We start from the raw sequence: 24,433 nt of genomic DNA, 5'->3' as shown, positions 1-24,433 counted from the left end.
CATTTGTTCAATGGATGAGGTATCTTTCATATATAATTTATGGCGTCCAAAAATGCGTAGGAGATTACCTAAAGTAAAAGGAGCAGCTAGTGCGATAGCACAAGGACAGGCTACTATCAGCACTGAAGTAAATACGTTAAGAGCGATACGAGTATCGATAAAAAGCCATACCGCAGTCGCTACAATTGCTATAAGAAGTAAAGTAATCGTAAATCGCTTACTTATCTTATCGGTAAGTGATTGAAAAACGTTTCTGCCGTTTTTTGTAAAAATTTCATTAGACCATAACTGCGTTAGGTAACTTTGCTCCATGCTTTTTAACACTTCTACCTCTATAGAACCGGCCAGTTGTCTTCCTCCAGCAAACAACTGTTCTCCTGAAGACTTAGTAACAGGCTTTGCTTCTCCCGTCACAAAGCTGTAATCGATCAATGCGTTTCCATTAATTAAGATCCCGTCTACTGGAATTAACTCATTGTTCCTTATCAGAATACGGTCGCCTGCTTCCAGCTCGTTAACCTGAATTTGTTCTTCTCCTTTAGAAGTAGAGGTAGACGTTATTTGTGATTCCGCTTTCGCGAAAGCGAGATCAACACCATCATTTTTTTTGCATATTCTAGTAACTGCAATAGGGAAATATGACTTATAATCGCGCTCAAAGGAAAGGTAGGCATAAGTTTTTTGCTGGAAAAAACGACCTAAAAGTAGAAAAAAGACAAGGCCTGCTAGACTATCAAAAAATCCAGAACCCCAATCCATAACTATATCTACAAAGGAACGTAAAAAGAGAACCGAAATACCTATTGCGATCGGGACATCAATATTTAGGATTTTGCTGCGCAATCCCTTAATCGCTGAGGCAAAGTAATCACGACCAGAATAAAATACGACAGGAAGACTGAAGAAAAACATCAACCAGCGAAAAATATGCTTGTAACGCTCTAACCAGAATTCATTTACTTCAAAGTATTCTGGAAATGAGAGAAACATGATGTTACCGAATGCAAAACCAGCTACTCCTAACTTATAAATAAGACTACGATCTTTAATTTTCTTCTGACCAGTTGTGCTCTCTAACGATATATAAGGTTCATAACCTAGCCTAGCGAGTAGGGTTACTAGTTCTTTTAAGCTCAAGCTTGTGCTAGAATAGGTAACTCTGATTGTTTTCTCTGGAAAATTTACCTGAGAACTTTTCACTCCAGGTTGCAATTTTTGTAAATTTTCTAAAACCCAAATACACGAACTACAATGTATCGATGGAATAAGTAGAGAAACGACCTGTGTTTCCTGCTCATTAAACTCTAATAATTTATGTACAATCTCTTGATTACCTAAAAAGTCAAATTTACCTTCTTGATCAATAGGAGATGTTCCCGGAGCGTTTTCCAGATCATAGTAGTAAGAAAGATCGTTATCATTTAAAATATCATATACAGTTTTACAACCATTACAACAAAATGATTTTTCTTGATATTTAATGACTGTTTTATCACAATCATCTCCACAATGGAAACAACTTTCCATAATCTATATAATTTACTTAAGTGCAAGCACTTTGAGAGTTACTTATGGCAAAGATGATCTAGATTGTGTAGTAAAAACGATGACATTTGTCAGTTAGAATTATTATTTTTGTTCAGGCTTCTTTTCAAATAATTCAGTATATTAAAACATAAATAAAGCTGTCTAATAGCAATTAATTAATGTTCTATTTTAGAGAGTGGCTGTAATTCTTTAAATTAAGTGAACTTCTAACATTTAATTTACAAAATCTTGAAATAAATAAATGAGTGAACACACTGAGCAAAGATGCGAGAATTGCATCGTACGTAGATTAAACACACTGAAGGCACTTACTAAAGAGGAACTAAAAAATATATCTGATAGTAAAGAAACCAAAACAGTTAAAAAAGGCGATCCCATCTTTAATGAAGGTGATAGGTTAAATGGTGTGTTTTGTGTACGAGAAGGTGTTTCTAAGTTATCAAAAATGAGTGATAACGGTAAGGATCAAATTGTAAAACTTGCTAAAAGAGGTGAGTTACTAGGACAGCGGTCTGTAATAACAGAGCAGTCTACTAATTTAAGTGCTGTAGCTCTAAGTGACATGACTGTATGTTACATACCTAAAAGTCATTTGAAAGATAACATAAGTAACAACATAAAGTTTACTAATGCTATATTACAGCAAATGGCAAATGAATTAAAGTTTGCAGATGATGTCATTGTAAACATGGCACAAAAGAACGTAAAACAGCGTATTGCAGAAACATTACAATATCTAGAGCATACATTTGGTAAAGATGAAGAAGGTTATATTAAAATGATTCTCACGAGAGAGGATATTGCAAATGTTGTAGGCACGGCCAAAGAAGCTTGTATAAGACAACTTACAAAGTTTAAAAAAGCTGGATGGATTTCTACAGATGGTAAACGTATTAAAATAGTAGATCATAAAGCTTTGTATAACACCATAGAAGGTTTTGAATAAAACCAAGTTATTCTTATAATGTGCGTTAAGCAAACTCGTACAGCTAAGCCTGAAGTATTTTTAAAGAGACTTTTTTAAAGTAAAAAGCCACCTTTTTATAAAAAGGTGGCTTTTAGTTTTAGATAGATCAACATTCATGCTAATGGTAAAACCGTAAGCATTTAAAAATCGATAGGGAAGAAAAATTATAAGGTGATGACACTATTTTCAGCTCCTGCATAATCGTTCCATAAAAACGAGTCTGCCTGCTCTTCATTTAAATAGGTCGTTCCATCTACGATGTATCTAAACTCGTATGAATTTGATACTTCTAAGTCTACAATGGCTTTAAATGAACCATTCTTCAACTTCTTTAATGGTGTAGCTTTTTGATCCCATTCATTAAAACTTCCTATAACAGCTGCTTTTTCTGCTTCAAGAATAGGTAAGGTAAAAGTTACTTTACAAACTGGTTTACTTTTCAAAAATTGCTTTTTAATAGCCATAATCCTCAAATTTTATCCTCCTTAAAAATATTAATTATTTGAGTCTAAATCTTTATTACTAAAAGATTTTTATAAAATTTAAAGATTTCATATTTCTAGTAAGACTTAATTTTAGATACCATAACAATATGACCGGTAAATAAATAATCTTTCACATTTACACAAGATTATCAGGAATAGTAATACGGTATAAATAAATACGAAAACGTGTTCGTAGTACCGCACTTTATTAAAATAGGTGCCTAAAACGGCATATTAACTATAATCAATATCAGTTTTGAAAGAGCAGAAAGATGTGAAAAGAAAAAAAGTAGTAAAAAATAAATTCACTACAGTAAACTAAAAATCCCGATCTCTTTTCAGAAATCGGGACTTGTAAAGCGGAGAAGAAGGGATTCGAACCCCTGGAGGTGTGACCCTCGCTGGTTTTCAAGACCAGTGCATTCGACCACTCTGCCACTTCTCCATAATAGCTTAACAAAACACATTTTGCTTAAGCGGTTGCAAATATACAGATATTCTTTTAAAATTAAAGATTATTGCAAAAAAAAATCTACAAGTTAACTGTAGATTTTTTGAAGCCTAAAAAGTATTGATTTTAAGATTGATCTTGAGTAGCGTCCCTAGGCTGGTGATGCTCTTTTTTATCTTTTACCTGATGGTTGATCTCCTTACCATGCGTGGCTTCAAGATTAATTGCTTGTTCTTTTTTACTCGTTTTCTCTGGATTAGGTTTACTTGTACTCATCGTTTTTATTTTCAAGTTAAAAATAAAATGTGTTTATAGATAAGGATTAACAGATTTTAACCCTGTAAATCTGTGTAATTAATAGTTTTTTAAGTCTTTACGGTTAAACGGATCAAATATTCTACGAGTACACGTTATATATTTAACACGGTAGATCTTGCAGCTTTATTTATCGTGAGATAATTTACTATCGCCTGTAATAGGTAGGACCGGTCCTGTGTATGTAGGAGATTTTTCAATGTTGAGTTCCATCCAGGCTTTTATATTGGCAAGCCATTCTCTTCTGGCAAAATGATTGCTGCCTGGATAATCCCTTTGATCAGCAATGAAACCTTGAACATCTAATCCCATATTTTTTGCTAGGTAAATCGCTCTAGGCAAGTGAAACTCTTGTGTAAATACAATACTACTGTTAACTTTAAATACATCCCTAGCTCTATACATAGTATCATAAGTATCAAAACCTGCATGGTCTAAAAATATATCCTCATCTGGAACCCCTTTTTTATTTAAGTAATTTTTCATGGCATTTACTTCGTCATAATTTTTTTCACCATGATCTCCACTCAATAAAAATTTCTTTATTTTTTTGTTTTGATAGGCAAGAAAAGCTGCGTCTACACGATCTTGTAAAATAGGAGATAAGCTTTTGTCTGGACGTACACTCGCGCCTAAAACGATACCGGTGTAAGCTGGTTCCAGTTCTTCAACATTATTAAAAATCTGGTTGCGAGAGGTGCGATTTACATGAATTTGTAAAATCAAGACTCCTACTACAGCAATAATTACGGTAAAGACTACTATGTTTAAAAATTTGCGCATTATATTATAGGAGTAGGTTTTTTGTTATCGTCTACCGCCACAAACGTAAAGGAACCAGAAACCACTTTTTCTCGAGTATAACTGTACATATCTTCCATATAAATATCTATTCCTACTTCACAACTGGTATGACCTACTTTAGTGATTTTACTAACTAACTCTATAATACTTCCTTGTGGTATCGGCTTCTTAAAATCTATTTGATCGGTACTTATTGTGACCACTTTTTTTCTAGAAAACCTGGTAGCGCATATAAACGCAACTTCATCCATAAGGTGCAAGGCAGTTCCACCGAAAAGTGTATCGTAATGATTTGTAGTATTAGGAAAAACGGCTTTGAAAATGCGCGTTTCAGAATCTGTGATTCGTTTATTGATATCTTGCATTGATATTTATTATAGCAAAGCTATTATGGGATTTGAGAGGTTAGTTACCTTTGTTTTGTTAGATATGATCTCGCTTTCGCGAAAGCGGAAACGTATTCATTATCTAAGTTACAAATATAACGTAAGAGACATATGAATAGTATAGAAAGTTTAAAATGGAGGTATGCTACAAAGAAATTTGATCAAGCAAAAAATATCGAGAAAAAACAGCTAGACGTACTAGCACAAGCGTTTAATTTAACGGCAACATCTTACGGTTTACAACCATGTAGACTTGTAGTTGTTATAGATCAGGATATTAAGGATAAGATGGTAGCTCATTCTTATGGTCAACTGCAGGTAAAAGATGCTAGTGCTGTATTAGTACTGTGTACAACTGCGGTGAATGAAAGTTATATAAAAGATTATTTTTCGTTAGTTAAGAAACAGCGCAATACACCAGATGAAATATTAAAACCATTTGAAGACTTTTTAACAGATACGTTTTCTAAAAAAGAGTTAGATGAGGTTGAGGCTTGGGCTAGAAATCAGGCCTATTTAATTTTAGGTAATTTGTTAACTGTTTGCGCTCAGGAACAAATAGATTCTTGCCCGATGGAAGGTTTTGTACCAGAAAAGATAGACGAATTATTAGGTCTTAGTGAAGTAGGTTTAAAAAGTACGCTGCTATTACCGGTAGGTCATCGAGCTACAGATGATATGATGTCACAGCTTAAAAAAGTGCGCAGGCCACAGCAAGAAATGGTCTCTTATATATAGAAGTGTGGCAAGATAATTGTCTAACTATATGTATTATTATACATTTGAATATATAAGTAAACGATTATGAGACTAGTTGTATTTATTTCTATACTATTCCTATCTTCCTTAGCCATAGCACAAGACATGAGTATGGAAGGTATAGAGGCCCAAGAGAAAGTGCTTAAAAAGAAGCCAGTTAAAGAGATGAAACTGGAGTGGATAACCAGCTTAGAAAAAGCTAAAGCAGTAGCTAGGAGATCTAAAAAACCTATTTTAGTTTATTTTTCAGGAAGCGACTGGTGTACCCCATGTAAAAAATTAGAAAAACAATTTTTCAAAACTGAGGCATTTCAAAAGGTATCACAGAAGTACCATCTGGTTTATCTAGATAATCCTTATCGAGATGATATCATTTCAGAAAAAGAAAAGAAAGAAAATAAAAAAATAGCCGACAAGTTTAAAGTTAAATTCCCTACTGTTATAGCACTAGATTATAAAGGCGTAGAGCGCAATAGGGTAGAGCGTTTCAGTGGAAACGATACTCGATACCACTGGAAATTTATGGAAGATAATGAAAAAATTTTCAGACTTTAGTTTTAGAATATAGATCAAAAAAAACAGCGTTTTTCTTCAGAAAAACGCTGTTTTTTTATGATCCAAATTATTTTAGCTATTAGCCATTAATTATTGCACCGTGTATTCTATTTCAAAAACTTCTGAAATCCTAAAGTAACCAAAAGGGAAACGATCTGTATTTGCAATATTTACGATATTACCTCGTACAACAGCAGGTTGTGTAGCAAATGGGCCACCGCCGCCGCCATCAGATTGCTGTAGTAGAGTCTCATAAAAGTTGTAACATCGCTGGTCTATTCCTTCAATGGTTATAGTAGTAGGTGTGCCAGCTTCAAGTTCTTCTAGAAAAAAGGTCGTTTGTGATCTATTGCCATTTGTAAACTCATCATCACCTATGTCTACTTCGTCATTTTCACCATCTAGATATTCAAACAAATAAAAGTTCCCTTCTTCTGGCGGATCGTTAAAAAAGGCGGTAATTTCAGTAATATCATCACCAAAACCAGAGATTGTTTCTTGTTCTACTTCTATTAGGGGAACGGTTTGTTGCAATACTTCAGTTGCTGTGTAAATTTCACCATTATCATTTATGTTAAGTGTATAGCTTATGTTAGTAGGATTATTGATTCTGATAAAAGGAAAATTAGAATCATAAACACCATTTTCTCTAAATGGTATAGGAGTAACTGTTCCTTCACTATCTGTAATGGTAATGGTAGCATCATTTACAAAAACTAAATCTTCATCATAAAACCCAGCAGATCTTGTCAATTGAATTCTAGTATAAGTAGTTCCAGATTCATTGCGTTGCATTACTGCATCAATTACCAAACGTGAATCTGTGTTATTAAGATCAAGTTCTACTACATCAGAACATGAAGAAAGAACTATAAGCGCTATTAAGTATTTATAAAATCTTCGCATCTCTTAAAATTTAAAATTATAGGTAACTGCTGGTACTATTCCAAAAATGGCTAATCTAGTAGCTTCATTTCTGTCAGTATCTTCATTTTCACCAAAGGTGATGCTCACCGCATTCCTACGGTTATAAGCGTTGTACAAACTAAACACCCAACTGGATTGCCATCCTTTTTTCTTATCTGGCTTAGGTGTGTACGTAGCAGAAAAATCTAGTCGATGCACCATAGGCAATCTACTGCTGTTACGGGCCTCAAAAGTTGGAATAAATAAACCGTCAAATTCATACTGACCATTAGGATAGGTAATAGGCTGTCCTGTTTGCAAGGTGAAGTTGGCACCTAAATCCCATTTTTCATTGAGCTCATAACTACTGGTAATGGTCAGGTCGTGTGTTTTATCCCATGCGGCACTATACCATTCTCCATTATTAATTCCAGGTTCTAGAGCAGTTCTTCCTGGCGTGCGTTGTTCACTTCTAGAAAGTGTATAAGCGATCCAGCCTTGTAATCTACCTCTATTTTTTCTTAGTAATAATTCTAGTCCGTAGGCTCTAGCTTCACCTTCTAGCAGAATTTGTTCTACGGCATCATTTGCTATTAAATCTGCTCCATCTATGTAATCCAATCTGTTCTGAACCGTTTTATAGAAAGCTTCTGTCTCGATACTATAGTCTCCTATATTTTTAAAAAAACCTGCTGCGACTTGATCTCCTACTTGTGGATCTATAAATGTGCCGCTGGGTGCATAAAGATCAAATGGAGTAGGAGCGTTAGTATTAGAAATCAAGTGTATGTATTGGTTAATACGCTGGTAGCTTGCTTTAATACTTGTATCATCGTCTAGAGAATAAGCAATGGAAAAACGAGGCTCCAGATTTATAAATGATTTGAGCGTCTCACTACGGCTGCTTGAAAAGGTGTCAATTTCTTCGGCACTTTCATATATTCCTAAGTCTTGATTATAAAGAAGTGGCTGGTTGTTCTCATAAATATTCAGGCTTTCTTGCCCTAATCTACTAAAAGTACTTATTCTTAATCCTGCATTGATATTGATGTCATCGGTCACGGCAAATTCTCCATCGGCATAGATGCCATTTTCCCACGCATATTTTTTGATTAATTGTCGGTCATTTATACCACTTGTAGGACTGGTAGGTTGAATTCTTCCTGGATCAAACTCATAGTAAATTGAGTTAAGACCATATTTCATTTTTACCTTATCATTTACAAAATGAGTCAAGTCATATTTGGCGTTCAAATTAGTAATTCCGCTATCAAAGGTGAATTCCACAAAATTTAACTCTAGTCCATAGTTATAATCGCTATAAATAAGAGAAGCATTTGAAAACCATTTTTCATTAAATAAGTGATTCCATCTTACGTTCACAAAACTGTTTCCGAAGGTGTTAGCAAATAGATTATTCACATTGAACACATCTCTACCAAAATAACTCGATAAATACAGCCTGTTATTATCATCTAGATTAAAGCTTAATTTTGCATTTAAATCGTAGAAATAAGCTTCGTTTTCAATGTCAAATAATGGTAAGAACAAATGCGCATAACTACTACGGCCACCTACTAGAAAAGACGCTTTATCTTTGATAATTGGACCTTCAAAAAGTAGTCGACTCGCAACTATACCTATTCCTCCAGTACCACTAAATTGTTTTTTGTTGCCATCTCGTTGATAGATATCCAGAACACTAGAAACACGACCACCGTATCTTGCAGGTATTCCACCTTTATAAAGTTTTAAATCTTTGATCGCATCCGGATTAAAAACAGAAAAGAACCCAAACAAGTGATCGCTTCCATAAAGTGTAGCTTCATCAAGGAGTACTAGATTTTGATCTGCTGCGCCACCACGCACATTAAATCCAGATGCTCCTTCTCCTGCATTACTCACTCCAGGAAGTAGGGTTAAGGCTTTTATTAAATCAGTTTCACCTAGAACTACAGGTACTTTTTTAATGGTTTCTATAGAAAGTGCATTGACACTCATTTGAGGAGATTTAGTGCTCAACTTTTCCACATCAGCATTGATCACGATAACTTCTAGCTCTTCACCTTCTTCCTTCAGAGAAATATCTAATTTGATATTTTCAGTAAGGGATATTTTTTTCTCTACTGTTGCATAACCTATACTAGAATATTGCACGGTATAGTCTCCGTTAGGAAGTGTGATAGAGTAATAACCATATTCATTTGTGATCGTTCCAGTTTTGAGTTCTACAATGGTGACATTTACATTGAGCATGGTTTCTCCGGTACCTGCTTCAATGACAGTTCCTGATAGGGTGGCTTTTTGTGAGTACGCTTTCGCGAAAGCGAGAACTGCCAAAACACTTAATATGAAATTTTTCAATGGTCCTGTATTGGTTATATGAAGGAAACGGTTAGAATGGGAAAATGTTACAAAAGTAAACTTGTAAATCACTTAGATGGTATGCTTAACATTTATTTTAAATCTTTTCAAAACACTATGCATACATAATAAAACACTTTAGTAACTTTGATAAAAATAAATTTCATGACTACTCAACAGCTTACAGACCAACTTTCATTGCCAGTGGTGGCAGCTCCTATGTTTTTAATTTCAGGACCTGAACTTGTTATTTCTTGTTGTAAAAACGGTATAGTAGGAACATTTCCTGCGTTAAACCAGCGTTCTAGTGAAGGTTTTGAGGAGTGGTTAGTGCAAATTAAAACAGAACTAGCTCAATGGGAAGAAGAAACAGGTAAGAAGGCGGCTCCCTTTGGCGTGAATTTAATCGTGCATGGCAGCAATCCACGTTTAAAGGCAGACTTAATGCTTTGTGTAAAACATAAAGTACCTCTAGTCATTACTTCATTAGGCGCAGTAAGTGACGTAGTAAATGCAGTGCACAGCTATGGTGGTATTGTATTTCATGACGTGATTAAAAAACGTCATGCACAAAAAGCACAAGAAGCAGGAGTAGATGGACTTATTTTAGTTTGTGCAGGAGCTGGTGGACATGCGGGAACTCATAACCCAATGCCATTTGTAAGAGAGGTAAAAGAATTTTTTAATGGAACGATTTTACTTTCTGGAGCAATGAGTTCTGGTCAGGATGTTGCCAGTGCTTTACAAATGGGTGCAGATCTTGCTTACATGGGTACACGCTTTATTAATACTGATGAATCTAAGGCGACAGACGAGTATCGAGACATGATCATAGAAGCCGGTTGTAGTGACATCGTTTACACAGCTGCTATATCTGGAGTGAGTGCTAACTTTCTAGGTGCGAGTCTTGAGGCGGCAGGAATTACCGAGGAGCAAATGAAGGCTAAAGTAAAAATCGATTTTGGAAAAGAAATGGATACTGAAGCCAAAGCCTGGAAAACCATATGGAGTGCTGGACAAGGTAGCGCTACCATTAAAGATTCTATGCCAGCAACAGACTTAATAAATAGGATGAAAGCAGAATTTAAAACTGCTATAGAAAATCAAATTGAAAACCTGAAGAAGTACAGTTAATTAATTTGCGGACGGGCTAACGTGCTTATAGGACGATTTGACACCTCATGATTCTTAATTTTCGAATTACCTTTGCTGCATGAGCCAGCTTGTACAAATCTCTATTCTACCACATCATCTAGAAGATGAAGATCACATACTTCAAAAAGTATTTGAAAAAGTGGACTTGCGCATCGATGATGTTCAAAAATGGAACATAAGAAAAAGGTCCATAGACGCACGTCAGAAGAAAGTAAAATACAATCTTCAAATAGAATTATGGCTCCATGGTGACGTCCTTCCTGAGAGGGAGATTTTTAAAATTCAAGATGTTGCTGCTGCAAAAGAAGTTGCTATAATAGGAGCTGGTCCTGCTGGGTTGTATGCTGCTTTGAGAGCCATAGAAGGAGGAATGAAACCTGTGGTGTATGAGAGAGGAAAAGATGTTAGATCGAGAAGAAGAGATCTTGCAGCTTTAAATAAAAATCATATTGTAAATCCAGAGTCTAATTACTGTTTTGGAGAAGGTGGCGCAGGAACTTACAGTGATGGTAAACTATATACGCGATCAAAAAAACGTGGTAACGTACTCAAAGCGATGGAATGGTTTGTAGATTTTGGTGCCACTCCAGATATTCTGGTGGACGCTCATCCACATATAGGAACAAACAAATTACCACAAATCATTACCTCAATGCGTGAGGCTATTGAAAAAGCAGGTGGTGAGGTTCATTTTTCTTCAAAATTAGTTGATATACGTCATGAAAACCATCAAATTAAGGCGATAAAAATAGAAGGTCACGACTGGAAAGAGTATGATAACGTCATACTAGCAACCGGACATAGCGCACGAGATATATTTTATTTGCTTCATAAAAGAGGTATTAAAGTTCAAGCAAAACCATTTGCTATAGGAGTTCGTATTGAGCACCAACAAGATCTTATTAATCAAATCCAGTACCATGGAAATGATCAAAATCCATATTTGCCGCCAGCAAGTTACAGTCTTGTCGAGCAAGTAGACGGCATGGGAGTTTATTCATTCTGTATGTGTCCTGGTGGCATTATTGCTCCTTGCGCGACAGATATAGATGAGGTAGTAACTAACGGCTGGAGTCCTAGCAAGCGTAATAATCCGTATGCAAATAGTGGTATTGTAGTAAGTGTTTCTCCAGAAGATTTACCTAACTATGATCCACAAGACCCATTTGTCTCATTAAATTTTCAAAAAAAGGTAGAACATGACTGCTGGGTTGCTGCGGGAAAAACCCAACAAGTTCCTGCGCAGCGCATGATTGATTTTGTAGAAGGTCAGGTTTCTGTTGATTTACCTAAAACGTCTTATTTTCCTGGTTTAACAAGTTTAGATTTGAATAAAGTCTTACCAGAAATACTTTCTAGTAGATTAAGAGTAGCTTTTAAAGCTTTTGGTAAAAAAATGAAAGGGTACTATACTAATGATGCAGTCTTACACGCGCCAGAAAGCAGAACAAGTTCACCAGTTCAGATTCCTAGAGATGCTTTTTCTTTAGAGCACGTAGAAATCAAAGGTTTATATCCATGTGCAGAAGGAGCTGGATATGCTGGAGGAATAATAAGTGCTGCGATAGACGGTATCAATTGTATGGATCGCATCCTAGAAAAAGGTAATTGAGGATAATAAATTTCTGAATTCGCACTATTTACCGTTTTCAACTGCAATTTTCACAAAATTTGAAGTAGTTTTGTATCGAATTATGAAATCTTATTATGTTATCTATTACCTATTACGATCTCCCGTATGTGGAGTTATTTGTATTCCCTAAATATATGATAGCTCAAGTTAAAGATGGAACTGTGCTGGCTCCAGAAAATAATGACGATTTAAATAAGATCGCTCAAAAACACTTTGAAGGTGAAGATTTTGTATACATATCAAATCGAGTGTTTGAATACAATGTTAGTCCTATGACTTATATAGAAACTTCAAAAATTTCTAACTTAAAAGGTGTAGCCATTGTTACTAATACAGATATTGGTAGAAAAACGGCCTCGTTTGAAAGTAAGTTTTACACTAAGGATTTTATGGTAGTGTCAACTATAGAAGACGCTATAAACTGGGCAGTTCACGTTTTAGAAAAATATGAATAGTTCTTTATTCCGCTTTCGCGAAAGCTGAATGATATACAATTTATAACAAGTATTTAGTTAATAATGTAACGCAGAATGAATTTCTGAGCTCGGTAATTTTTCTCTTCCGGCCAAAAAATCTAATTCTATAACAAAACTATAGCCTATAATTTGAGCATCCATTTTACTAAGCAAGGAATGTGCTGCGGCAGCTGTGCCACCAGTAGCTAGTACATCATCATGTATAAGTACTCGATCGTTAGGATTAACTGCGTCTTGTTGTATTTCTATAGTGTCAGTGCCATATTCAAGCTGGTATGACTGCTCAATTAAGTCTCCTGGAAGCTTCCCTGGCTTTCTAATCATCACAAATTTGGCATTTAGCGCATTTGCTATAAGCATGCCAAACAAAAAACCGCGCGACTCTATACCTACCACGACGTCTATATTTTTATCTCGGTAGTGCGCCACCAGTGTCTCTGTCATTTTATTCCTTGCCTCGTGAGAAGCTAGTAGTGGAGAGATATCTTTAAATACAATTCCAGGTTTTGGGAAATCTGGAACATCTTGTATGTGTTTTTCTAAAAATGGATCATTCATGGTCTAAATATAATTATTGCGATAAGTTTTGAAGGAGAAATAATCATTTAATTAAAATTGATGCGCACTTGTATAAAACTTAAATATTAATTGATTTTATTTAGAATTATAGTTGGCATTATTTTAAAAAGAATTATATTTGCAGCCGCTTAAGCAACATGCTTATGTTAATTAGGCCTCGTAGCATAACTGAATAGTGCACCACATTACGGCTGTGGAGGTTGCAGGTTTGAATCCTGCCGAGGTCACGAATTTTAAAAGCTACACTATTAATTGTAGTGTAGCTTTTTTTATTTTCTTACGCCATAGCAGGCGTAGTGCCGATTAAAGTACCAATGTAAGAGGAGAACTTTTCTTCTCTGGTTTAGAAGTGATGATCTAAATTTTTACATTATGTACTTAAAAAACAGTATTTCTGACACAGGGCTTGACACAATCAAAACCTTTGTGCCAAAATTTATTAAAACTAGAATTGTATTGCGGTCCTATAAGAATCAGGACGGCAAATCAATGTTGTACTTGCACGCCACCTCTGATGGAGATAGATGGCGGCATCCTCTTGATATATATGTTTATCCTAAAAACTGGCTGAAAGAGAAATCTCGAGTTAGTAAAAATGCAAAACAGTATCGAGATATTAACCTCATGCTTGATAATATAGACAGTCAGGTTACTGAGATACGTACTACATTTAAATTAATGTCTAAGCCGCTTACCCTTGAGGATTTTAAAAATGAAATGCTCTACGGTGTACCACGTATTAATTTTATCTCTTACATTGAATACCGGTTAAAAACAATGTCACTTGCACCTGGTACCTTAAGACGCTATGAAAGTATCGTTACAAAATTAAAAACATGGAACCCAAACTTAATCTTCCACCAAATAGATCATAATTTCCCTGATAAATACAGAAAGTACTGCAAGAAAAAAGGAAATAAGAAAAGTACCATAGAAGGAAATTGTAGATTTATTAAAGACATGCTTATCATGGCCGATAAGGACCGTATTTTCTACCCACTAGAAATAAAAGACTTTAAAGTGCAGCGGTATGAAAGCAGTCGTGAGTATTTACTTCCTGAAGAAATGGCTAGGTTATTTAAATATTATAACAATGAATTTATCCTATCTAGCCATAAGCTAGCTTTAGGCTACTTTTTAATTTCTTGTGTGACTGGATTACGATTAAGCGAGGTAAAGTTGCTAAAACGTAACAAACTAGATGAAACAATGGTGCAATTAACTGCTCCAAAGACTGGAAAGAAAACGACGGTTTATCAAACTAAGGAAATGAAAAACCTACTGAGCAGTTGTGAAGATCTATGCGAGATATGGTTACATGAAAACACTATAAACAAGTACTTAAAAGTAATAGCCAAAACTTGTAAAATTGACAAGGTAGTAAGCATGCATGTAGGTAGACATACTTTTTCTATGGCGTACTTAAGAGCTGGAGGAGATCTACTGCGGCTTAAAACTATTTTAAAGCACAGTAAAGTAGATACTACAATGATTTACGTACACCAGCTCGAGGAAGAACAAGCAGCAAACACCGATACCATAGGGTCTTTATATCATTAAAGAACAGCCACAAGATCCAGACGCACTTGATAGATGCGATGGCCTAAGTCTGTAGTCTGGATCTTGCTTACTATGTGGATTTTATTATATGCCTTGATTCTAGATCTAGTCTTTATCCTTTTAGCAATAGACTCAGGAGCTTTAAAGGTCCACTGATACGTCTGGCCATTAATTAAATGCTCATAAATATTATCAAGATATCTATCATATAAGTCGATAAGATTTAAACCAACGTCTCGAGTAAAGTTATTGCCTGAAATTAATCCATTATAATCGCAAATAAACAAAGTAGAACTATCATCGCTTACTTGTGTAGCAGTAGCTCTGGTAGAAATAGTTTTTTGCGGTAATGGTACCAGGTTTATTTCAGTGGATCTAACATCATTACCTTCTAGTGATTCATTTATAGGCTGTACACCTGAACGATCTATTTTAATGCGCTGAACTACATAATCATCGCTATCAATATCCTTAAATGAAAGTGTATACACATCGCCTTCTTTGAAGTCTCGTAACGGATATCGTACCTCATATTCAGAAAGGTCTATGACCTCATTAGAATTAATCTGATCTTTAACAAGGTTTAAAGTGAAATGGTTTCCATTAGGAATAACGTCTAGACCTATAGTTTGCTTTAATGTAGTCATTAATTCACCAAAAGAAATGTCTGGAACGCACTTAGTTAAATCAATAGTTGTAGCATCTATGAGAGTAGAACTTAAATTACCATTGCTGTCATATCTTGCAATTTGAGCAACGGTTACATCCAGCCATATGGCATCATAATCTATACTGCCGCCTATATCTATATAATTTGCTTGAGCTGCATAGCAATGTAAAATATTAGCACCTCCTGGATCTACTCGAAAAATAAAATCTATATAGTATTGTTGATATGCAAAACCAAAAAGTCCAGCGCCTCGATCTAAAACTTGATTACCAATTTGAAATCTATAATAATCCTGATCACCAAAACTATCTACAGTTCCGGTGACTAAATAAACACCTGGCGCAAGAACTTGTGAAGTTATATCAAAATTATAATCGGTAGTTGTGCGATTATTATTAGGATTTGTATACCTAGTACCGTTGTGGTCTCTGCGATCTGCGATGAGCTCTTGATTGTCTGAAGTAAAACTTCTATAAAATTCAGAAAAATGAAAGATGTACGCTTTCGCGAAAGCGGAATCTGTAAAAAAATCGCCATCTACTGTATATCCTAAATCTTCAAAACCAGCCTTAACCACATGGTGTAAATGCGGTAAAGGCTGCATGATATTGCGGTTTACCTGCTCGTCTTCTACAGCATCGTATTCATTGAGCAGAAAAACACCGGAGTCTCGAGCATTAAGACGTGATTCAAAATATTGCCATTGAGCTGATTCTAAATCGAGCGTATTGATATGTATTTGAGGGAAGTTATAATTAACCGTAGGGTAGGAGCTATCAATAATAGCATTTGCATGGTCACGTATATTAGTAGCACTTATGTCTACCTGCTCAAGAGGCAATGCCGCAAGTTTTTTAGACCAGTTAGGAAGCTCTTCAAAACCATACCTTATGGTAAAAGAGCAATTAATACCAACACGCTCAAGAACAAGAACCGCCACATGTTCGAATCCCATACGAGTATAAAATCCTTCAATATAAGTATTTGTAGAGGCAGCATTATGGTCACGCACATTACCAAGTGCAGCGTTGAGCTCATCAGTGAGTTCAAGCTCTACAGGAAAACTAAACTTTGTAAAAAAACGCTCAGAGAACCAGTGGTTCTCTTCGTTTTCAGTAATCTGTTTACCTGCAAGATCTATTAGACCACTAGAATAAATAAATTTGCTCATCGATATCTCTGTTTATTTTAAATTCACAATCATAGGCGTGCAGGAACCTATCGTTATCACTATGTGATAGCTCCGTACTCTCGATGCTTACCGGAATAGGTTGGGTGTATTGCGGTACTACCAACCATACAGCGAGCGATCTTTTAAAAACGTCAAGCATGTAACGCTGGTCCTCAGGTATAAAACCAGTGTTAACCTTTAAAGGATCAACACGATTAGTTTGTATATGATTTATAATATCAACACCGTTTTTAAGAACTGTATTGCTTTGACGGCTATACTCTACAAAACCTAAAATCTTACCGGTACATTGCAATATCTCTAAAGTATTGTAGGATGTTCTAAAAAGGAAATGGCAACTATAATCTGTCTTAGGGTATACGACAAAGAACTTTTCTAGCAATTGGGGTATAGCAGGAGTTCCATAATTAATTTGAGCTTTAATAATATCTCCAGGTAAGTAATTCCCGCCATATATTAATAATCTAGAAGATGGTAAGTCGCCTCCATTGAGGACAAACGAATCAATCTCTACATTGTTTTTAAATAAAACCAAAGAAGAGGCTTCTTTTGAAAAGATATTTATTATACCAAAACCTTCTGTGGTAATTCTAGCAACCGCATCATTAAAATTTTGAAAATGGTAGCCATTACTATCATTAAAAGGAGAACGTCCAGGAGCCCACTTTGTACCGTTTAAATTCCTTATAAACCGTACCGTTTGATTCCTGCGATCAATAACCTTTAAATTAAAGTCTACAAAACCAAGCTTTTGATATAAACCGCGAGCAGGAGCACTTAGAGGATCGAGAACACCCAAAGCTGCTGCCTGAGGATCTTTAATCCACCTCATAGATTCGTGAATAAATTCACCTACATCATAACGTGCACTAGAATTAAAGAAAGGGACTCTCACAACGTCTGTAGTTACAAACTCAGTACCTGCAATATCATAAGTCTTAATGGTTGATTCTACCTGCAAAAAATGATTAAAGTCATACCCATTTACTTGTAAATAGAGATTATCCTTAGTGAAATTCACGTCCATCAAATCTATAGTAGTCTCCAACTGATCATTTACCTGGTAAATAACTTCAACCTCATATATATTACCACTTGCCGTGATCACTACCATACCTTGATAAGTGCCCTGAATAAAATTAGACACATCAATAGGCATAACACCTATACGCGCACTATCTACTCCAGAAGATTGAGAAAGCAATATCCATGGTGGAGCTGTGATAGTAAATCCATTAGTGCTGAATATATCAATAAATTTCTCTTGAGGATTATCAGGAACCAAAGTAGAAAACTCTAACACATCTGGAGCAACTATAGCACCAGGAGCATTAAACACAGCAACATTAACGTCCATACCTAAAATCACGTTCCAGTCTGGGAAAATAGCATTGATAACCGTGTCATGAATTCCTAACGATTTAGAATCCCAAATAGTAGTATCCAGCGCTAGTGTACCAGAGACAGCACCATCACCAGTTATTAATGTAAATGGTGGGTTACTAGTAGACGTACCTGCAAGAGTCACCACAGTATCACCTTGATGACTTAATACATAACCTAAAGAACCAGAAGAAGCAGCAGCAGGAATAATATCAAAATCAAGGACCGGTGAAACTCCTCCCTGAATGTAAGCCATATTTACTGTGCGTGGAGTCAAAAGATTAGTCGTAGAACCAGTGCGCTCTAGATTAAGGGAATACTCACGCAGGTCTACTTCTTCTACAATAGAAGTAGAGTTATTTGTAGCAGTAATAGAAAACCTTATGTAACCAGAATAACGCCCCTCAAGTAATATTGTAGGATCTACAAAAGCTACTTCTAACTGCATCGAAAGCAAAACAGCCGCATCTAATAAGATAGGATTAGAAATAGTATGAGTTGAGGATGAGAGAGCAAAAAGATCTAGAGCATCTGCATCTTGCACTAAGGTAATTCCTAAATTAAAATCAGAATGTGTCGTTGCTAAGGAACTAGCCAGCATATCTCTAATCGATACTGATAATGTAACAGCAGCAGGCTGCGCCTGAAGAATATGTAAAGAACTAATAACATCAATACTAGGCGGATTAAAAGCCCAATTTTGAGATCTTGCTAGAGCTACGCCGCTAGAGTTAGATTGTGAACCTGATGGGATATTATACGGCATGTTATAGAAGATTTGAAGGGATATCGTTAGTAGCTTGTGTTTTTATTCCATCTACAGTAGTTGATACGATTGATTTAGTAGATAACCAGATCTCTAATTTCAAATTGTAAATGTCTATAAGATACCTATCACTTAGGCTGATGATGGCAGCACCAGCCCAAAGTTTAGGCAGTTCATTTTTAAGTGAACTAAATAGTATTTTATCGCTGGTTATGAAGATTACAGCCCTAGTAGCAGCTACAGTAGCATCACCATTAATCATGGTTGCAGCTGCACCAGTTAAAAATAAATCACTATTAAAATTAATCAACCTATCACATAAAATATTAAGCGATGGAATAGCAAAAACTTGCTGTACATTAAAAGATTTATACGCCATTATACACGATTGTTATTTCTTAATTTTTGAAGTCTATCAAGCTCGTCTTGTAAATCTTGAGTATTGCGCATGTCCTTAGACATGTAAGCAATGACACCGTTTTTATGAAGTGCGTTGAGTAACATTTCAATACGCATGAGCGTATTCTCCATTTGAGTACTATCACTAGAACCTGAATTAAAAAAAACATCTCTAGTCATAACAGATGAATCATCTTGATACATACCACTTTCATAACCCTTTGCTCTACGAATTTGATACATGAGTGATTGTTTGAAATCTGGAGCAAAAGACTTAAACGCCTTACGATCAATAATAAGCTCTGGATCACTAGCCGTGCTATTCTCGCCAGCGAGAATAGGACCGCTAGAGGTGGAAAAATATGTAGGCCTAGTCACCAGACCAGAGCTAGAACCACCACCATAACGGGCATTAAATATCTTACCATCCTGCTCGCGCTGGATAGGGTACAAACCTTTCTCATAACCCTTTGCAGGTAATGGAGTAGCGGCTACCAATCCTGCTTGAATAGCTCCTTGAGCTATATTAGCAATATTAATTTTAGCAGCGATAGCGGCACCACCAGGAATTGCTGCATAAGCGGCAATTGTACGCATTACGGCAAGACCTGTACTGGTAGTAATTCCGGCAAGAGCTGTAATTTTATCACGTTTAGCTTGTTGATATTTGAGCTCTGCTTCCTTTTTAGCCTGATCATTTTCCAGTTTCTCAACTGCTTTATTATACTGCCTTTTATTAATAAAACCGCGATCTAATCTATTATCTAACGCCTGACGTTTACGGTCCTGAGCTTGAGTATATTCTTGAAGTTCACGATCCTCTTTTGCGCTAAGCATATTTGAAACCTGACCCCAAATTTGACCAGCAGATCGTAAGCCCATAGAAAGCATCTCAATCTTACCTACTGCAGTATCGATATTTTCAAAAGAAGTTACCCAATCCTGAGCAGTGAATCCAAAAATATCCACTTTACCGAGTACAGATTGGGCAAAATTAGGATCACTACTTATGTCCCTTTTGCCTAGATTACTTTTTGCAAGACCTAGCTCTGCAAGTTTAGCTTTAAGTTGATTAATACGATCGATAACGGTTTGCTTATCTTCTTCAGAGAGCATGTCCAGCGGCATAGCATTAAACTCCATTTGCTGTTGCGCTTGTTGTAATAGCACAAGCATATCATGAGCATGCTTACTTTGCAAGTCTAGCTCTTCTTGCTGCTGCTCTTTGATTTTTGCCTCACGTTCTACTTTAGTACCGACAAAGGCAGCCAGCTCTTCATTGTGGCTAGTCTTTAAAATCTCTAACTCGCGAGCAAGACCATCCTGAAGTGACTTTTGTTTATTCTGGATAGAACCTGCAAGAATAGTAGCCACACGCTCTTGATGTGTAGCGTTCTCGATCTCTATACGATCGTTAATATTTTTATTTATCTCGAGAGCAGTCTCAAGATCCTCACCTTTTAACTTGCTAGTATCTATTAAATAAGACTCGAGCTCTTCAATTTTTTTAAGATTGTTAAGCCTCTCCAGTTCCATCTCACGTTCAAATTGATCTTTAATTAAACGTGCGCTTTCTTCAGCAGCTGCGTAGCGCTGGTCTCTTAATAATTTGAGGTAGTCTACTTCTTTAGCTTTCTTAGGATCTTTGTCAGGATCATCATCTCCTGGAGTACGGAATTTCTTAGTAAGCGCATCGATTTGTTTTTGATACTTTATATATTCAGCAGTACCTTTTTTAAAATCATCTCTTACAGCCCTAAGATTTATAAGCTGTTTTTCTAAAGGTGTTAATTGACTAGCCTGCTTGCTATCAATGTCTGCATACATTTTAGTAATAACATCTAGTTCTTTTTCAAGTTTATCAACGTTCTTATCTAGCTGATCACTTTCTTGAGCAAAAATTCTTGAAGTAGGACCTCCAAATCTTTGTAACTGTCTTTCCATCCAGTTCAAAGTATCCTCGGCAGATAGCTGCTTAGCCTCTTCTAATTCTTTAGCCTTGGCGTTCATTAAATTATTTAGTGCCTGAGCCTGCGCTTGTCTTTTTAAACTATCAATATATTGATCAAGAGCTACTTTAGAATTTTCCAAAGCTGTTTTACTTGTATCAAGATCTTCGTTATAATTAGGAACAATCTTATTGAGTTTTTTTATAGCATCTTCACGATCTTTTTGAGAGCGAGTCTCATCACGCACCACTTTATCAAGAGCCTTTACTTTTGCGCTTTGAGCTGCTGTCTTAACATTAGCTTCATCAATAGCATCATTTAAAAAGTCTTGTTGAGTTTTTGCAGCCTTGGCATTATCTCTAAACACAAGATAAGCAACACCTATAGCAGCTAGTACAGCAAGAAGAGCTGTAAGAGGATTAAGATTTGTCGCCATAGTAAAGGCTACCATAGCACCACGAGCTTTGGCAAGCTGGCCAGTGAGCCTGAAGTATCCTATTTGTAAAAGATACACCGCGCCCTTAAGCAAATTTGTAGTAAAGGCTGCCGCTTTTTGAGCAATAGCCAGTAACTTAGTTTGTAACGTTAACCTATTACCCCATAATGTAGCTAATTGTGCAGCGGTTTTATAGCTAAGCACAGCCGTACCAGCAACTAGAAGAATTTTAATTAAGAAAACTAGTGTTTTTCTTAAATATAAAATACTAGAACTAGAAGTCTCAGTCGCTCCTATAAACTGTGCAAAAGCATCTACAGCGCCAGTAAGGAATTTTACCACTGTCTCACTTGCAAAAACGCCTCGTATGCGTTTACCTACTTTATCAAGCGTAGCTTGAAAGTTATTGTTTTTAATATTATACTCGGCTAGTAAAGAAGTACCTTCCTGCATAGCGTCATTTGCAAGAACAAACTTATCACGAAAGAGCTGCGTATTAGCAGCGGCACTACCGAGTATCTTCTTAACCCCATCTGCATTAAGACCTAGATAATCTAGCGTCTTAGCAGTATCAGTCGCATCCATACCTTTAAGACCTTGAGAAAACTCAAGGAAGAAGTTTGTAGGATCTGTATTGATCATTTCCTTCACCTGGTCCTGAGTAAGCCCCATGACATAGGCAAACTTTTCTACCTCCTTACTCGACTTAGTCATGAAAATGGAGTAAGCACGAGCGCTTTGCTCAGCTTCAAGCCCAGACTCTTCAAAAGCGGCACCTAGACCTAGAGCCTCGGCAATAGAAGGACGCAACGCATCAGGCATCGCACCTACACGTTTAGTAAAGTTGGCTAGATTGTCAGCACTAGCGAGACCCTTTGCGGCTAGTTCATTAATAGCACTACCTATACCGTTATAAGTTTCTTTAATCCCAAGATCACGAGTTTCTTTAAAAAGCCCCTTTAGAACACCTAATGATCTAGCAGCTTCTACACTTCCACCAGTGAAATCGTCGCCTAAAGCTACCCCAGCTTTATCCATTATATCTACAAACTCTTTGATCTCTTCTTTAGGAAGCCCCATGCGGCCACCTTGCTCTGCGATCCCGAGAAGATTAATACGACTGGTTCTAGAATGTAAAAGACCAAATGACTTTGCAAGATCATCTACCTCTTCCTTAGTCATGCCGGTAGTCTTCATGACATTACTTTGAGACTCTGACAGTTTACCGTTAAAATCTATAATTTGCTGCATCTGGAAGACTACACCAGTAAGAGTTGCAATAACACCTATAGTAAGCGCCTGATACTTATTAAAACCATTTGCCCATCGAGAAAGAGTAGATTGCGATGCGCGAGCTTTACCATTAAGCTCTTGCATACGCTGTTTTACGGTAACCAACTTTGCATTTAAATTATCAAATGCAGCAGTACCAGGAGTCATATTTTGAAGCTGAAGACTGAGCTTAGAAGCCTCAGTTTTAAGCTGGCGCATGGTAAGGCCAGTGATACCTATCTCCTTGCGCAAGACACCCATTCTAGTCTTGTTTAAATTGATCGTTTGAGTGTTACTCTTTAGAGCAGATGTAACACGTTTCCATTCTTCAGATCCTTTCTTATTTTGAGAAGCAAGACGTGCCTTCTCAGCTCTTAGGTCTTTATTGCTTTGGTTAAGCTTGCGATTTGCACGTTCTAGTTGCGAGAGCTCATTGCGTGCATCATCACCATCTATTTCAAAAGTGAATTTAAAAATCTCGTTAGATACGCGCTTTGCCATGGTAATAATTATACCTACAATTTTAAGAAGACATAACAGCTCTTATAGTAACGCAAAAAAGCCCGCTTAAAAGCGAGCTTTGATGAAATTCAAAAAACCAATCGTGCGATATACAACATGGTAAATATAACGAAAGTTTACATATATGTCATTATAACGCAGCATCAAATTTACTGGTGAGTGGAGTAGTGACATATTGATCATCGTCCATAAGAACCAAGTCTTTACTGTCTGGTTCTTTTTTCCATAAACTACCGGCATCTACTTCAATGCCTTCAATCGATACTAGATTTTCACGATTGCGGTAATATTCTAGAGCACCCATTATGGACGGAACATTAAAATCATAACATCTAGAGTCTCGAGGTCGTGAATGAGCATAGAAGAAATTCTAGTATTATCATTCTTATCTACACGAGAGAGCCGTGCATACTCATCGCCATTATAGTAAGTAAGCGATAAAGAATCATTGAACTGAAGAATGTAATCAACGTACTCAAAATCTTCATCATTCTCAATAAAACAACTCCTAAAAGGACGCTGCTTAATGTGCGCCTCGTCTAGCGCAGTGCGCTCACTAGCATCTACCAGAGGCAGCTGTAGCGATAATAAAGATTCATAATTAACAGCTCCTAGAACTGATGGGTTGAGAACTGAGTTCTCTGAATTTGTATGTATTGACATAACATAAAATTTAAAAACGGCCAGATAAGGTGTGTCAATACATACGTTTTATGGTAGGATTCGCTCGTGGTTTCCTGGAGAGCGCACCTTCTGGCCTTAGATTTTAAAAATAGAGATTGCATAAAACTTGTATTGACGATACGAAATAGCATAAAAAAAACCTGTAAAACAAGTTTACAGGCTTTTAATTGTCAATACATTACGTATGTGTAAATATATAGATTAATACTTGACAAGT

At 36.3% G+C, this 24,433-nt stretch carries 21 protein-coding genes and 2 tRNA genes; 8 read left to right on the top strand and 15 right to left on the bottom strand.

The window, feature by feature from the left end; all coding sequences use genetic code 11:
* On the bottom strand, window positions 1-1,527 hold a 1,527-nt coding region (locus A9Q93_RS05260; protein ID WP_303686335.1), incomplete at its 3' end, for a heavy metal translocating P-type ATPase metal-binding domain-containing protein.
* Window positions 1,528-1,789: 262 nt separating this feature from the next.
* On the opposite strand from A9Q93_RS05260, the gene A9Q93_RS05255 reads away from it, so the two are divergent.
* A complete protein-coding gene (locus A9Q93_RS05255; protein ID WP_303686334.1) occupies window positions 1,790-2,494 on the top strand; it encodes a Crp/Fnr family transcriptional regulator in 705 nt (234 codons plus the stop codon).
* Between the two features lie 185 nt (window positions 2,495-2,679).
* Here A9Q93_RS05255 and A9Q93_RS05250 read toward each other — a convergent pair whose 3' ends face one another.
* The 5 genes from A9Q93_RS05250 to A9Q93_RS05230 form a co-directional block, all read right to left on the bottom strand.
* Window positions 2,680-2,979 carry an isoamylase early set domain-containing protein gene (locus tag A9Q93_RS05250; RefSeq protein WP_303686333.1) on the bottom strand — a complete coding sequence of 100 codons (300 nt, stop codon included), beginning with the start codon at window positions 2,977-2,979 and terminating at the stop codon, window positions 2,680-2,682.
* 381 nt (window positions 2,980-3,360) lie between these two features.
* Window positions 3,361-3,445: transfer RNA gene (locus A9Q93_RS05245), tRNA-Ser, on the bottom strand.
* A gap of 132 nt (window positions 3,446-3,577) precedes the next feature.
* Window positions 3,578-3,727 (bottom strand): hypothetical protein, encoded by a 150-nt coding sequence (locus A9Q93_RS05240; protein WP_303686332.1) that lies wholly within the window; start codon window positions 3,725-3,727, stop codon window positions 3,578-3,580.
* 165 nt (window positions 3,728-3,892) lie between these two features.
* The gene (locus A9Q93_RS05235; RefSeq protein WP_303686331.1) at window positions 3,893-4,549 is read right to left on the bottom strand and encodes a vancomycin high temperature exclusion protein; all 657 of its coding nucleotides are present in this window, start codon (window positions 4,547-4,549) and stop codon (window positions 3,893-3,895) included.
* Window positions 4,549-4,935: an acyl-CoA thioesterase gene (locus A9Q93_RS05230; RefSeq protein ID WP_303686330.1), complete on the bottom strand. Its 387-nt coding sequence runs from the start codon at window positions 4,933-4,935 to the stop codon at window positions 4,549-4,551. The genes A9Q93_RS05235 and A9Q93_RS05230 overlap by 1 nt, the downstream gene beginning before the upstream one ends.
* 132 nt (window positions 4,936-5,067) lie before the next feature.
* Between A9Q93_RS05230 and A9Q93_RS05225 the strand changes: the two genes are divergently transcribed.
* Window positions 5,068-5,694 (top strand): NAD(P)H-dependent oxidoreductase, encoded by a 627-nt coding sequence (locus A9Q93_RS05225; RefSeq protein WP_303686329.1) that lies wholly within the window; start codon window positions 5,068-5,070, stop codon window positions 5,692-5,694.
* A 66-nt stretch (window positions 5,695-5,760) separates the two neighbouring features.
* Window positions 5,761-6,270 carry a thioredoxin family protein gene (locus A9Q93_RS05220; RefSeq protein ID WP_303686328.1) on the top strand — a complete coding sequence of 170 codons (510 nt, stop codon included), beginning with the start codon at window positions 5,761-5,763 and terminating at the stop codon, window positions 6,268-6,270.
* A gap of 90 nt (window positions 6,271-6,360) precedes the next feature.
* Here A9Q93_RS05220 and A9Q93_RS05215 read toward each other — a convergent pair whose 3' ends face one another.
* Together A9Q93_RS05215 and A9Q93_RS05210 are read right to left on the bottom strand one after the other, a co-directional pair.
* The gene (locus A9Q93_RS05215; protein WP_303686327.1) at window positions 6,361-7,176 is read right to left on the bottom strand and encodes a DUF4249 family protein; all 816 of its coding nucleotides are present in this window, start codon (window positions 7,174-7,176) and stop codon (window positions 6,361-6,363) included.
* Window positions 7,177-7,179: 3 nt separating this feature from the next.
* Complete coding sequence (locus tag A9Q93_RS05210) at window positions 7,180-9,540, bottom strand: TonB-dependent receptor (RefSeq protein ID WP_303686326.1); 2,361 nt, start codon at window positions 9,538-9,540, stop codon at window positions 7,180-7,182.
* A 165-nt stretch (window positions 9,541-9,705) separates the two neighbouring features.
* Here A9Q93_RS05210 and A9Q93_RS05205 point away from each other — a divergent pair, with 165 nt between their 5' ends.
* The 3 genes from A9Q93_RS05205 (at window position 9,706) to A9Q93_RS05195 (ending at window position 12,783) form a co-directional block, all read left to right on the top strand.
* Complete coding sequence (locus tag A9Q93_RS05205; protein ID WP_303686325.1) at window positions 9,706-10,674, top strand: nitronate monooxygenase family protein; 969 nt, start codon at window positions 9,706-9,708, stop codon at window positions 10,672-10,674.
* A 79-nt stretch (window positions 10,675-10,753) separates the two neighbouring features.
* Window positions 10,754-12,307 carry an NAD(P)/FAD-dependent oxidoreductase gene (locus A9Q93_RS05200; protein WP_303686324.1) on the top strand — a complete coding sequence of 518 codons (1,554 nt, stop codon included), beginning with the start codon at window positions 10,754-10,756 and terminating at the stop codon, window positions 12,305-12,307.
* Between the two features lie 95 nt (window positions 12,308-12,402).
* Entirely contained in the window at window positions 12,403-12,783 is a 381-nt protein-coding gene (locus A9Q93_RS05195; protein ID WP_303686323.1) for a hypothetical protein, read from the top strand.
* A gap of 57 nt (window positions 12,784-12,840) precedes the next feature.
* Here A9Q93_RS05195 and A9Q93_RS05190 read toward each other — a convergent pair whose 3' ends face one another.
* Window positions 12,841-13,362: an adenine phosphoribosyltransferase gene (locus A9Q93_RS05190; protein ID WP_303686322.1), complete on the bottom strand. Its 522-nt coding sequence runs from the start codon at window positions 13,360-13,362 to the stop codon at window positions 12,841-12,843.
* Between the two features lie 174 nt (window positions 13,363-13,536).
* Here A9Q93_RS05190 and A9Q93_RS05185 point away from each other — a divergent pair.
* A tRNA-Arg gene (locus A9Q93_RS05185) sits at window positions 13,537-13,610 on the top strand.
* A 145-nt stretch (window positions 13,611-13,755) separates the two neighbouring features.
* Entirely contained in the window at window positions 13,756-14,943 is a 1,188-nt protein-coding gene (locus A9Q93_RS05180) for a tyrosine-type recombinase/integrase (protein WP_303686320.1), read from the top strand.
* Here the strand turns inward: A9Q93_RS05180 and A9Q93_RS05175 are convergent.
* The 6 genes from A9Q93_RS05175 to A9Q93_RS05150 form a co-directional block, all read right to left on the bottom strand.
* Entirely contained in the window at window positions 14,940-16,784 is a 1,845-nt protein-coding gene (locus A9Q93_RS05175) for a hypothetical protein (protein WP_303686319.1), read from the bottom strand. The genes A9Q93_RS05180 and A9Q93_RS05175 overlap by 4 nt on opposite strands.
* Window positions 16,762-18,954 carry a hypothetical protein gene (locus tag A9Q93_RS05170; protein WP_303686318.1) on the bottom strand — a complete coding sequence of 731 codons (2,193 nt, stop codon included), beginning with the start codon at window positions 18,952-18,954 and terminating at the stop codon, window positions 16,762-16,764. The genes A9Q93_RS05175 and A9Q93_RS05170 overlap by 23 nt, the downstream gene beginning before the upstream one ends.
* A gap of 1 nt (window position 18,955) precedes the next feature.
* A complete protein-coding gene (locus A9Q93_RS05165; protein WP_303686317.1) occupies window positions 18,956-19,333 on the bottom strand; it encodes a hypothetical protein in 378 nt (125 codons plus the stop codon).
* The gene (locus A9Q93_RS05160) at window positions 19,333-23,511 is read right to left on the bottom strand and encodes a phage tail tape measure protein (RefSeq protein ID WP_303686316.1); all 4,179 of its coding nucleotides are present in this window, start codon (window positions 23,509-23,511) and stop codon (window positions 19,333-19,335) included. Before A9Q93_RS05160 ends, A9Q93_RS05165 begins: the two co-directional genes overlap by 1 nt.
* A gap of 151 nt (window positions 23,512-23,662) precedes the next feature.
* On the bottom strand, window positions 23,663-23,836 hold the full coding sequence (locus A9Q93_RS05155; RefSeq protein WP_303686315.1) for a hypothetical protein: 174 nt from the start codon (window positions 23,834-23,836) through the stop codon (window positions 23,663-23,665).
* On the bottom strand, window positions 23,836-24,195 hold the full coding sequence (locus A9Q93_RS05150) for a hypothetical protein (RefSeq protein ID WP_303686314.1): 360 nt from the start codon (window positions 24,193-24,195) through the stop codon (window positions 23,836-23,838). Before A9Q93_RS05150 ends, A9Q93_RS05155 begins: the two co-directional genes overlap by 1 nt.
* Window positions 24,196-24,433 lie beyond the last annotated feature (238 nt).

The sequence above is a fragment of the Nonlabens dokdonensis genome (genome assembly GCF_002162835.1).
Lineage (GTDB): Bacteria > Bacteroidota > Bacteroidia > Flavobacteriales > Flavobacteriaceae > Nonlabens > Nonlabens dokdonensis_B.
This window is presented reverse-complemented; position numbering and strand designations above follow the sequence as displayed.